General features: G+C 58.5%; 5 protein-coding genes, 2 tRNA genes, 3 rRNA genes and 2 pseudogenes. 6 read left to right on the plus strand and 6 right to left on the minus strand.

What is annotated here, in order from left to right; all coding sequences use genetic code 11:
* Positions 1-31: 31 nt before the first annotated feature.
* The 4 genes and pseudogenes from ACOCG7_RS17455 to ACOCG7_RS17470 form a co-directional block, all read right to left on the minus strand.
* Positions 32-697: a BspC domain-containing protein gene (locus ACOCG7_RS17455; protein WP_114162140.1), complete on the minus strand. Its 666-nt coding sequence runs from the start codon at positions 695-697 to the stop codon at positions 32-34.
* Positions 698-870: 173 nt separating this feature from the next.
* Positions 871-1,545 carry an energy-coupling factor ABC transporter permease gene (locus tag ACOCG7_RS17460; protein ID WP_073432418.1) on the minus strand — a complete coding sequence of 225 codons (675 nt, stop codon included), beginning with the start codon at positions 1,543-1,545 and terminating at the stop codon, positions 871-873.
* Between the two features lie 110 nt (positions 1,546-1,655).
* A pseudogene (locus ACOCG7_RS17465) lies at positions 1,656-2,539 on the minus strand (response regulator transcription factor).
* A gap of 213 nt (positions 2,540-2,752) precedes the next feature.
* Entirely contained in the window at positions 2,753-3,967 is a 1,215-nt protein-coding gene (locus ACOCG7_RS17470) for a DUF2863 family protein (protein WP_114162141.1), read from the minus strand.
* Positions 3,968-4,243: 276 nt separating this feature from the next.
* On the opposite strand from ACOCG7_RS17470, the gene ACOCG7_RS17475 reads away from it, so the two are divergent.
* The 6 genes from ACOCG7_RS17475 to rrf all read left to right on the plus strand — a co-directional run bounded on the left by ACOCG7_RS17475 (position 4,244) and on the right by rrf (position 11,107).
* Positions 4,244-5,359: an AI-2E family transporter gene (locus tag ACOCG7_RS17475; protein WP_114163445.1), complete on the plus strand. Its 1,116-nt coding sequence runs from the start codon at positions 4,244-4,246 to the stop codon at positions 5,357-5,359.
* A 473-nt stretch (positions 5,360-5,832) separates the two neighbouring features.
* Positions 5,833-7,365 (plus strand): 16S ribosomal RNA (locus ACOCG7_RS17480).
* A 65-nt stretch (positions 7,366-7,430) separates the two neighbouring features.
* Positions 7,431-7,507 (plus strand) — tRNA-Ile (locus ACOCG7_RS17485).
* A 53-nt stretch (positions 7,508-7,560) separates the two neighbouring features.
* Positions 7,561-7,636 (plus strand) — tRNA-Ala (locus ACOCG7_RS17490).
* Positions 7,637-7,945: 309 nt separating this feature from the next.
* Positions 7,946-10,826 (plus strand): 23S ribosomal RNA (locus ACOCG7_RS17495).
* 167 nt (positions 10,827-10,993) lie between these two features.
* A 5S ribosomal RNA gene (gene rrf / locus ACOCG7_RS17500) occupies positions 10,994-11,107 on the plus strand.
* The 16S, 23S and 5S rRNA genes sit together here with 2 tRNA genes alongside, the layout of an rRNA operon.
* Positions 11,108-11,331: 224 nt before the next feature.
* Here the strand turns inward: rrf and ACOCG7_RS17505 are convergent.
* The gene (locus tag ACOCG7_RS17505) at positions 11,332-11,928 is read right to left on the minus strand and encodes a plasmid pRiA4b ORF-3 family protein (RefSeq protein ID WP_073430804.1); all 597 of its coding nucleotides are present in this window, start codon (positions 11,926-11,928) and stop codon (positions 11,332-11,334) included.
* A gap of 11 nt (positions 11,929-11,939) precedes the next feature.
* Positions 11,940-12,392, minus strand: a pseudogene (locus tag ACOCG7_RS17510) (IS66 family transposase); the annotation flags it as partial.
* Between the last annotated feature and the right edge of the window lie 41 nt (positions 12,393-12,433).

Here is a 12,433-nt window from a genome sequence, read left to right on the forward strand (position 1 = left end):
GCCGTTGATTCCGTCGCGTTTCTTTGCCTCGTTACTGAGACTTTTTCGCCGGCGTTTTCTTCGCCGTGGATTTGCTGGGCGACTTGTTCGATGTCGTTCGCGATGACTTGCTCGCGTTCGCCTTGGAGGACTTCGAACTCGCTTTCTTCGCAGTCTTGCCGCTTGCCGTGTGCTTGCCCTTCACGCTCTTCTGCTTGCCCGACGAGACCTGGGAGCCCGATGGCCCGGCGCTGCGCGCACGGGCCGGCGGCACAGGATCGTTCCAGCTGAACGCCAGCATCTGCGCGCCCACATAGCCGCAGCGAAACTTCAGATCGGCCGGATCGCCGCCGCCCCCCGAACGGATGCCGAGCCCTTCGACGGTGACGATGTTGTCCACCTTGACACGCTGCTTGCCTTCGTCGAACGAATCGTTCCAGGGCGTCACCGAAGCGTGCGCGCTGTCAAAGGAACTGGGTGAAAATTCGACATGATCGAAGGCAGTGGATGTGCTTGCGACAAAGTTGCCATGAGCGGCGCAGTCCGCGACTAGCGGATCGGCATGCATTTCATTGACAAATCTGTTGACGAGCTCGTTGCGCTGTTCGAGCTGATCGGCGAATGCGGGAGCAATGCATGAGAGCGAGAGACCCGCTGCAAATGTTGCCAACCGGCCGACCACCCGCAGCAACCGGCGCGGTACGTTGGTGCGATCCATCTAGTTCGTTAGGCGCTTATGAGATCAGAGGCACGTAAGATGCTCCGCGCCGGGGATGAGTTCAATCGTGACATAAATATTTTGTTCTATCGTGTCACGCGTTCGCCGGCTTCATGTGTTCGGCTGAGGTATTGCGGCGCGCACGTTCAGGCAGGTTGCCTGTGCCGGACTTGTCAGATGCGTGGCCCACCCAATCGGTATCGGCGTACATCATAAGTAGTAACCCATGCGGGACGGTAAACCGCGATCAGTGCCGTCGACATGCCGGTGAACCAGGCTTCGCCGGTCGCGAGCAAGAGCACGCTGAACGCATAGCCGGCCGGCACCACGAGCATTGAACCATCGGCCAGCACGATGTGAATGCCGAGCGCCGCGGCTGCCGTGAGCGACACCGCGATGGCTGGCGAGACAAAACCCTGACCGAGGATGAACATGAAGAGGTTGCGCGGCAGCCAGGCGATGCTGGCGCGCTGGACCAAGGTCGAAATGCCGACAGGCAACGCGCCGAACACGAGGAAGGTCAGCGCGATGCCTTGCCAGGGCGCGTCGAAGACAACGGCGGCGAGACCAACGACCACGGCCATCGCGATGAGCGCGAGCGCCCAGTCGAACAGCGTGACGACGAGGGTTGCGCCGAGCAGATGCATGACGGTGCCGTCATCGAGCCAGGCGTTACTTGCCCACAGCACGGACACCGCGACGATGATCGCGAGCCAGACATGCTGCAATGTGCCGTCCTGAAGTCGTTTGAAAGGATTTTTCCACAGCGCGAGCGCGACCACTATCGCAGTGGCGATCCAGCCACCGACAGCGACCCAGAACGGAAGCGGTGTGTAGAGGAAACCCATGTCTTCATATTACTCGTTGGATAAGAAAAGGTGTGAGCGGATTCCATGCCAGCCGGCGCAACGCCGCCAGAAATGCGCGTGCCGGTTGAAGGCGCGAGCGCCGGCTGGCGTCATGCCGGGCCCTGGCCCATCGGTTCGAGTTCCGGTGCCGGCGCTCCAGCCGCCGTGTTGCCATACGGCAGGGCCGGTTCGGCCGCCATCGGCAACGAACTGGGCGTGTCGTTAGCGGGCAACGGATAGCGGAAGCGCCGCTGCGTACGGCGCCGTAACGGCACGACACCGGTTTGCCCCATGACCGGACGAGTAGAAGCTTCTCCACAGTTGCGCAGTACTTGCAATTGGGCGGACAGCCAGCCGTTGTACAACGCGACCGCGGCGGCGCGGTTGGGAGCGCCGAGTTGCTGGAAGATGCTCGTCAGATGGATCTTGACCGTGCCCTCGCTGATGCCGAGCGTGCGCGCGATCATCTTATTGGTGCTGCCCATGTGGACACAGCGCATGATTTGTTGCTGACGGGGCGATAGTCCGTTGGAAAGTTTGGTGCGACGGGTGGCGGTTTTTTTTCGTCGAACGGCCGGATCGTGGCGTCCGGCGGCAGCGGCGGATTCAATGCCAGCGCGCCGGGCGGCACATAGTGGCCGCCAAGCAAAACCATTTCAAACGCGCGCACGATCAGGCAAGGGTCGGTTTCGCGGGGCACGACGCCGAGCACGCCTTCGTCCATGAGTTCCCGCACGACGTCCGGTGAGATATGGTCGGTCAGTACTGCAACCCGCAGGTCCGGATAGTGGCTGAGTAGATGGCGGGTGTCCGCGACCGACATCCAGTCCTGCCAGTCGATCACTAGCAAATCGGGCCGCTGACGTTTGAACGCGCGTACGACCTGGCGCCAATCTTGTGCTTCGTGAAAGCGCGCCAGCCGGTCGATTTGCCGCAGTAGCGCTTTGAGCCCATCGCGGCGTTCCGCGTCTGAGTTGAGTATCGAGAATCGCATGCCATGTCTCCAGGTGATTCGGGCGAAGTGGCGCGATGCATGCGCCCGGCCAAGGAGCCGGACGCATGCGATGCGTCGCCGTCCCTATGATGACAAATTCCCTTCAACTTGACGGCCTGTCCAAAAGGCATAAGAGGAATGACGTAAAAAAGCCCCGCGCGCGGCGGGGCTTTCTGACTCGACGGCTGCCCGGTCAGGCGCCGACGCCGATGCTCAATGAAAATGCGGCTGCGCGGGTTCCGCGTCTTCCGGCATTTCGGCGTGGACGATTTCGCCGAGCGGGTCCGCGTAGAGCGGCACACCGCAATCATCGCAATATTCAGGCTCGAAGCGGCCGGCATGGCGGCGCACGTCGGTCACGCCGGTCTCCTTGAGCAGCGCGACGATTTCCTCGAGGGGATCGTCCGATGCGGCGCTTTCTTGCGGCTCTTCGTCAATGCCCGGCTCGCCGTTTTCGCGGCCGTACAGCGGCCATACGACGCCGTAGATCACATCATTGCTGCCGCGGCGCGTGAAGCCGACGCGATATTCGTCGATGCGGCGTTCGCCGAAGCCCGCGACAACCGCGCGCAGGTCCTGCGGCGCGGCGCCGATGGTGTCGAACAGATAGCGCACGGCGGTGCGCACCGTGTGGGGGCGCACGCGCTCGTCGGCGTCGCGGCAGGCCGAATAATAGGCGTCCGGCAGCAGGCATTCGAATTCGCAGCCCGGCAACACCAGCGACAGATTGGCGCCGCCTTGCGTGGCCCATTGCTCGAGACATTGCCCACGCTCGATCCGGCTGCCGTGCTCTTCCTCCTGCCAGCGAAACGTCGGCTCGCCCACAGGTGCCGCAACCACGGCCAGCAGGAAGCGCGGGTCGGCCAGAATCGGCGACGTTTCCGGCAGTTCGCCGAAATTGAGCTTGATGCTGCCGCCGGCCATGGCGGCTTGAGCAAGTTGCTGCGCCATGCGCCAGGTTTCCACGTGATGGCGCGGCAACTGATCGATGCTGTACAGAAACGGCGCCATGGCCACGCGCGTATTGGCCGCGAGCACGTGTGCTTGCAGGTGCGCGCGCAGGGCGTCGGCCGCATCGGTCTTGAGCGGGCCGGATGGAATCATGTAACGGGTCCAGGCGAGCACCGGCGCGGCGATCAGCAGCGCTTCATAAGACACGCCTTCATGTTCGACGATGAACGACTCGCTGTGGGTTTCCGCCATGTCGGCGAGCGCGCCGTACGCATCCGGATGATTTTGCTGCAGATGGTCGAGCGCGGCGTCCAGCGTGGTCTGATTGGCGTTACGGACGATCTTGGTCAGCAACGCATCGAGCTTCGCTTCCCAGAAGCGGTCCTCGGTGCGGCTGCCCGACGCGAAAAGCGCGAGCGAGAGACCGACGAGTTTGTCGGCATCGGGGGGGAGACGTTTGGCGATTCGCGAGCGCATAAATCCAGAAGTTGGGAGGCACAGAACCTTATATTCTATTCTTTTCCATGCCGCCATATTGTTTGACCGGCGATGCCGGGTGGATCAGGGCGTTTTCACATGAAAGAATCGGCCCGTCGGGAGTGTTTCCACATGCGTTGTGCGGCGGCCTGGCCGGATGATATAAGACCGTCCCGAGGGGGGCGACCCGCTTCTATACTGGCACGCTTTAGCGGGCGCCTGACAAGGCGCATGTTCATTCGTCGCCGTGGTCTGGCACAACCGGAGGTGTTCATTGTGAAATCGGACCAACTGATCGAGCGTCTCGCCGCTGTCTTCGCGCTCATCATTCTGGTGGGCGGCTCGCTCCTGGTGCTGGCGCCTTTTACCACCGCGCTGCTGTGGGGCGCCATCCTCAGTTATAGCTCCTGGGGCTTATACCGGCGGCTGACCGTGGCGGTCGGCGGGCGGCGCAGGTGGGCCGCCACGTTGATCGTGCTGATCATTCTGGTCGTTGTGCTGGGGCCGTTCGTTTATGCGGGCTTTGCATTCGGCGCGCATGTTCATGACATCGTCGCGCTGGTGCAACGGCTCTTTGAAGCCGGCTTGCCGGATTTGCCGCCATGGGTGGGCCGAATCCCCGTGGTCGGTTCGAGCCTCGAGACCTTCTGGGAGCGCCTGACAAGTAGCAATTCGGAACTGATCGCGCAATTGCGTACCCTGGCGGCGCCGGCCGGCAAATGGATCCTGGCGGCCGCGATTGCTGTCACGCACGGGTTGGGGCTGTTGGCGCTGAGTATCGTGCTCGCTTTCTTCTTTTATACCGGAGGAGAGGGCGCGGCGGCCTGGCTGAATGCCGGCATGCAGCGTATCGCCGGCGAGCGTGCCGATTATCTGCTGGCGCTCGCTGGCAGCACAGTGAAAGGCGTGGTCTATGGGATTCTCGGCACCGCACTCGTGCAAGGGGTTCTGGCTGGATTCGGTTGCTGGATTGCCGGCGTGCCGGCCCCGGCGCTGCTTGGCCTGGCAACATTTTTCCTGTCGGTGATACCGGGCGGCCCGGTGGTCGTGTGGTTGCCTGCGGCGATCTGGCTGTATCACGGCGGCGCCACGGGGTGGGCGATCTTTCTGGTCGTTTGGGGCGTGCTGGTCGTCGGCATGTCCGACAATGTCATCAAGCCGATCCTGATTGGCAAGAACAGCGATATGCCGCTGATCCTTGTGATGCTCGGCATCCTTGGCGGGGCGTTCGCTTTCGGCTTTCTCGGCGTTTTCATCGGCCCGACCTTGCTGGCGGTCGCATATACCGTCCTGCACGATTGGACGATCGGCGCACAGGTTGCACGGCCTTTGACGTCAGATTTAAAAGCACCGGTTGCAGAGGAGGCGGGCCGCATAGAAAAGGCGCCTTGAAGAAATTCCAGATAACGCTTGCAAGGCCCGTTCGGGGTCGCTAGAATCTCGCTCTTTCGTGCCCCGGACAGCGGGGCGCGGGAAGCGGGAGAGCCAGCAATGGCGGGGGTTTGCGGCAGGTCGGACGGGTTAGAAAGTTGGAAAAACCTGTTGACGGCGTGACGGAAGTTCTCCATAATCTCATTTCTCTGCTGCAGATGCAGCGACGCAGAACGAAGCGGTGCCGGGTGGTTGAAGTGGGCGTCGTGACGGTGGTGAATGCGTAACCGATCTTTAAAAACTAACAGCCGATAAGTGTGGGCGCTTGGTGCGCGGCGCGCGGTGGACTCTTCGGAGTCTGCCGGAAGCGAAAGTATCAAGTCTCACACAGTAATGAAAGGAAGGTTTTCCTGTTGAAAGACAGGATGATCATTCGTCAGTACGTTGAGTGAGCGACCGGTTGGTAAAACAACCGAAAAACAGTAACAGGCATTGAACTGAAGAGTTTGATCCTGGCTCAGATTGAACGCTGGCGGCATGCCTTACACATGCAAGTCGAACGGCAGCACGGGGGCAACCCTGGTGGCGAGTGGCGAACGGGTGAGTAATACATCGGAACGTGTCCTGTAGTGGGGGATAGCCCGGCGAAAGCCGGATTAATACCGCATACGCTCTGCGGAGGAAAGCGGGGGCTCCTTCGGGACCTCGCGCTACAGGGGCGGCCGATGGCAGATTAGCTAGTTGGTGGGGTAAAGGCCTACCAAGGCGACGATCTGTAGCTGGTCTGAGAGGACGACCAGCCACACTGGGACTGAGACACGGCCCAGACTCCTACGGGAGGCAGCAGTGGGGAATTTTGGACAATGGGCGCAAGCCTGATCCAGCAATGCCGCGTGTGTGAAGAAGGCCTTCGGGTTGTAAAGCACTTTTGTCCGGAAAGAAAACCTCAGCCCTAATACGGCGGGGGGATGACGGTACCGGAAGAATAAGCACCGGCTAACTACGTGCCAGCAGCCGCGGTAATACGTAGGGTGCAAGCGTTAATCGGAATTACTGGGCGTAAAGCGTGCGCAGGCGGTCCGCTAAGACAGATGTGAAATCCCCGGGCTTAACCTGGGAACTGCATTTGTGACTGGCGGGCTAGAGTATGGCAGAGGGGGGTAGAATTCCACGTGTAGCAGTGAAATGCGTAGAGATGTGGAGGAATACCGATGGCGAAGGCAGCCCCCTGGGCCAATACTGACGCTCATGCACGAAAGCGTGGGGAGCAAACAGGATTAGATACCCTGGTAGTCCACGCCCTAAACGATGTCAACTAGTTGTCGGGCCTTCATTGGCTTGGTAACGTAGCTAACGCGTGAAGTTGACCGCCTGGGGAGTACGGTCGCAAGATTAAAACTCAAAGGAATTGACGGGGACCCGCACAAGCGGTGGATGATGTGGATTAATTCGATGCAACGCGAAAAACCTTACCTACCCTTGACATGTACGGAATCCTGCCGAGAGGTGGGAGTGCCCGAAAGGGAGCCGTAACACAGGTGCTGCATGGCTGTCGTCAGCTCGTGTCGTGAGATGTTGGGTTAAGTCCCGCAACGAGCGCAACCCTTGTCCCTAGTTGCTACGCAAGAGCACTCCAGGGAGACTGCCGGTGACAAACCGGAGGAAGGTGGGGATGACGTCAAGTCCTCATGGCCCTTATGGGTAGGGCTTCACACGTCATACAATGGTCGGAACAGAGGGTCGCCAAGCCGCGAGGTGGAGCCAATCCCAGAAAACCGATCGTAGTCCGGATCGCACTCTGCAACTCGAGTGCGTGAAGCTGGAATCGCTAGTAATCGCGGATCAGCATGCCGCGGTGAATACGTTCCCGGGTCTTGTACACACCGCCCGTCACACCATGGGAGTGGGTTTTACCAGAAGTGGCTAGTCTAACCGCAAGGAGGACGGTCACCACGGTAGGATTCATGACTGGGGTGAAGTCGTAACAAGGTAGCCGTATCGGAAGGTGCGGCTGGATCACCTCCTTTCTCGAGCTAACGCGTCCAAGTGTTGAGCGCTCACGCTTATCGGCTGTGAAATCAGGCAGACTCAGGGGTCTGTAGCTCAGCTGGTTAGAGCACCGTCTTGATAAGGCGGGGGTCGATGGTTCGAACCCATCCAGACCCACCATTGTCTTGTCTGGTGTGCTGAATGCAACCCCTCTGGCGCATCTGCATGAACCCGGGGGATTAGCTCAGCTGGGAGAGCACCTGCTTTGCAAGCAGGGGGTCGTCGGTTCGATCCCGTCATCCTCCACCAATCCTCAATGCGCAGTGTTCTGTGTGCGGCACAGAGCGTTTTGCATTGGCGATTGAGCCAGTCAGAGTGATACGCGGTTATGGCAACTGCGATATCGGCTGTCGTTCTTTAACAATCAGGAAGAAGTAGTAAAGAGATTCACGAAAGGGTACCTCGAGATGGGTGTCCGAGTAGGTGAATCAGGGTTGTGATTGTATCAATGTATGAAAGGGGAATCGGAAGATTGCCCTGGAATACGGCGCAACACGAATACTCAACCTGTAGCGAGCTCAACGGATCCGCAAGGACCGGGAGACACACTCGTTATAGGGTCAAGCGAACAAGTGCATGTGGTGGATGCCTTGGCGATCACAGGCGATGAAGGACGCGGTAGCCTGCGAAAAGCGGTGGGGAGCTGGCAAACGAGCTTTGATCCACCGATATCCGAATGGGGAAACCCACTCCTTATGGAGTATCCGTAGCTGAATACATAGGCTACGTGAAGCGAACGCGGTGAACTGAAACATCTAAGTAACCGCAGGAAAAGAAATCAACCGAGATTCCCAGAGTAGTGGCGAGCGAAATGGGAGCAGCCTGTACTCTTTATCTTCATTGTTAGTCGAACGCTCTGGAAAGTGCGGCCATAGCAGGTGATAGCCCTGTAGACGAAAACAGCGAGGAAGAACTAGGTGTACGACAAGTAGGGCGGGACACGTGAAATCCTGTCTGAAGATGGGGGGACCATCCTCCAAGGCTAAATACTCGTGATCGACCGATAGTGAACCAGTACCGTGAGGGAAAGGCGAAAAGAACCCCGGGAGGGGAGTGAAACAGATCCTGAAACCGCATGCATACAAACAGTCGGAGCCTCGCAAGGGGTGACGGCGTACCTTTTGTATAATGGGTCAGCGACTTACATTCAGTGGCAAGCTTAACCGATTAGGGCAGGCGTAGCGAAAGCGAGTCCGAACAGGGCGATTCAGTCGCTGGGTGTAGACCCGAAACCAGGTGATCTATCCATGGCCAGGATGAAGGTGCGGTAACACGTACTGGAGGTCCGAACCCACTAACGTTGAAAAGTTAGGGGATGAGCTGTGGATAGGGGTGAAAGGCTAAACAAACCTGGAAATAGCTGGTTCTCTCCGAAAACTATTTAGGTAGTGCCTCGTGTATCACCTTCGGGGGTAGAGCACTGTCATGGTTGTGGGGTCCATTGCGGATTACTACGCCATAGCAAACTCCGAATACCGAAGAGTGCAATCACGGGAGACAGACATCGGGTGCTAACGTCCGGTGTCAAGAGGGAAACAACCCAGACCGCCAGCTAAGGTCCCCAAATATTGCTAAGTGGGAAACGAAGTGGGAAGGCTAAAACAGTCAGGAGGTTGGCTTAGAAGCAGCCATCCTTTAAAGAAAGCGTAATAGCTCACTGATCGAGTCGTCCTGCGCGGAAGATGTAACGGGGCTAAGCAATATACCGAAGCTGCGGATGCATATTTATATGCATGGTAGGAGAGCGTTCCGTAAGCCTGCGAAGGTGCACTGGAAAGTGTGCTGGAGGTATCGGAAGTGCGAATGCTGACATGAGTAGCGATAAAGGGGGTGAAAGGCCCCCTCGCCGTAAGCCCAAGGTTTCCTACGCAACGTTCATCGGCGTAGGGTGAGTCGGCCCCTAAGGCGAGGCAGAAATGCGTAGCTGATGGGAAGCAGGTTAATATTCCTGCACCATTGTTGAATGCGATGGGGGGACGGATCGCGGAAGGTTGTCCGGGTGTTGGAAGTCCCGGTCCTTGCATTGGAGAAGGCGCTTTGGCAAATCCGGGCGCGTAATTCAAGGGTGTGAGGCCAGTCACTTCGGTGACGAAGCAATCGGAAGTGGTTCCAGGAAAAGCCTCTAAGCTTCAGTTCAACAAGACCGTACCGCAAACCGACACAGGTGGGCGAGATGAGTATTCTAAGGCGCTTGAGAGAACTCGGGAGAAGGAACTCGGCAAATTGGTACCGTAACTTCGGGATAAGGTACGCCCCTGTAGCTTGATGCGCCTGCGCGCAAAGGGTGAAGGGGTTGCAATAAACTGGTGGCTGCGACTGTTTAATAAAAACACAGCACTCTGCAAACACGAAAGTGGACGTATAGGGTGTGACGCCTGCCCGGTGCCGGAAGATTAAATGATGGGGTGCAAGCTCCTGATTGAAGTCCCGGTAAACGGCGGCCGTAACTATAACGGTCCTAAGGTAGCGAAATTCCTTGTCGGGTAAGTTCCGACCTGCACGAATGGCGTAACGATGGCCACACTGTCTCCTCCCGAGACTCAGCGAAGTTGAAGTGTTTGTGATGATGCAATCTCCCCGCGGCTAGACGGAAAGACCCCATGAACCTTTACTGTAGCTTTGCATTGGACTTTGAACCGGTCTGTGTAGGATAGGTGGGAGGCTTTGAAGCGTGAACGCCAGTTTGCGTGGAGCCATCCTTGAAATACCACCCTGATCTGTTTGAGGTTCTAACCCTGGTCCGTGAATCCGGACCGGGGACAGTGCATGGTAGGCAGTTTGACTGGGGCGGTCTCCTCCCAAAGTGTAACGGAGGAGTACGAAGGTACGCTAGGTACGGTCGGAAATCGTGCTGATAGTGCAATGGCATAAGCGTGCTTGACTGCGAGACCGACAAGTCGAGCAGGTGCGAAAGCAGGTCATAGTGATCCGGTGGTTCTGTATGGAAGGGCCATCGCTCAACGGATAAAAGGTACTCTGGGGATAACAGGCTGATACCGCCCAAGAGTTCATATCGACGGCGGTGTTTGGCACCTCGATGTCGGCTCATCTCATCCTGGGGCTGTAGCCGGTCCCAAGGGTATGGCTGTTCGCCATTTAAAGAGGTACGTGAGCTGGGTTTAAAACGTCGTGAGACAGTTTGGTCCCTATCTGCCGTGGGCGCTGGATATTTGAAGGGGGCTGCTCCTAGTACGAGAGGACCGGAGTGGACGAACCTCTGGTGTACCGGTTGTCACGCCAGTGGCATCGCCGGGTAGCTATGTTCGGAAGAGATAACCGCTGAAAGCATCTAAGCGGGAAACTCGCCTTAAGATGAGATATCCCCGGGGCTTCGAGCCCCTTGAAGGGTCGTTCAAGACCAGGACGTTGATAGGTCAGGTGTGTAAGCGCAGTAATGCGTTGAGCTAACTGATACTAATTGCCCGTAAGGCTTGATCCTATAACCAGTGTGTTTCCGGTGGCGCCTCCCCGCGCCGCCCCGCACGGTTGAGATCCGCGTTGTGCCCGATACACTCACCACCCCATTGCCCCTGGTGCGATGCACCAGACACTACTTCTTCCAGATTGGTCGTGTTGACCCCCGCGTCAACCTGACAACAAGTCATGCCTGATGACCATAGCGAGTCGGTACCACCCCTTCCCATCCCGAACAGGACCGTGAAACGACTCCACGCCGATGATAGTGCGGATTGCCCGTGTGAAAGTAGGTAATCGTCAGGCTCCCATGCAGAAACACAGACCCCACCCCACACCGGTGGGGTTTGTGCGTTTACGCGCCATCGAAAGCAAGCCATCAGAGACTAGTAACCGCACCACCAAGGAACGGTTTGCTACCGCGCGAAATACGTCCATCCTCACAGCCGGTAACTCCCGGAGAAATCGGAAAGCTTTCCCTCGCCGCCTGCGCGATCCAAGTAAGCGTCAATCTGAGGCCGTCTTGACGATCAGAACTTGACCTCTGAGAGCCGCTGATTCGCGAGCACGAGATCGAAGGCGGCGGGATCGAAGCTGCCGCCACACCACTCGAGGAAGTGGTCGTGCTCCTCGTGCGTCGGATCGGTGATCGCTTCGAGGAAGTCGGCATATCCTGGCACTCCACCGACGTCTTCCGGCGGACACGCATTCTGCCCGTCTAGGCATAGCGGCCGGCTCATGTCTGGATCAGGCACCAGCGCCTTCTCGACCTTGATCCGATGCTGCCAGTTGTCACCGTAGTCGTAGATATAGGTGAATGATTTCAGCCCGCCCAGCGCCTTCGCCAGCGTGACCCGTGCTTCATTGAGCATCGGTGGATTGCTCTGGAATCCGAAGTCATCAGGTTCACCATAGTTGGTTTCGCCGAAGACGAACTCGTGCAGGTGCCCGCCTTCCCAGCCCATGGCCAGTTGCAGCACGACATGCAGCTTGTCCAGCCGGATCGAGCCGGGAACGATGATTCGTCGCCAGATCGCCGGCTTAATGTACTTCAGCTCAGCGCGCAGTACGTAATCGGGCACTGGCGCCTTGACCAGGCGCACGGCAGGTTTGCGGGGTTGGACCATCGGCTTGATTGTCAGGCGGCTTGCTGCTCGATGTGTGCAGCCGGCATCAGGTGCCACGGCAGCAACTCGTCGATGCGATTGATGGGATGATTGGCGATGCGCTCAAACACCGTGCGCAGGTACGCAAACGGCTCGATGCCGTTCAGGCGCGCCGTACCGATCAGACTGTAGATCACTGCCGCGCTTTCACCACCGCCGTCGGAGCCTGCGAACAGATAGTTGCGCCTGCCGAGGACCAGCGGCCTGATCGCGCGCTCCGCCGTATTGTTGTCCACCTCGACGCGTCCGTCTTCGCAATAGCGTGTGAGTGCGTGCCAGTGCCCCAGCGAGTATCTGATCGCCTTCGCCAGTCCCGACTTCGCCGAGACCTGGGACAGCGTGTGTTCAAGCCAGGCCTTCAGCTCAGTGAGCAATGGGGCGGATCGTTGTTGACGCGCAGACAGGCGCACTTCCGGCGTCTGGCCGCTGGGCGGCGACAATGACTACGTCCGGCGCATTGACTCAG

Source organism: Paraburkholderia sp. DD10, from assembly GCF_049177125.1.
Taxonomy (GTDB): domain Bacteria; phylum Pseudomonadota; class Gammaproteobacteria; order Burkholderiales; family Burkholderiaceae; genus Paraburkholderia; species Paraburkholderia terricola.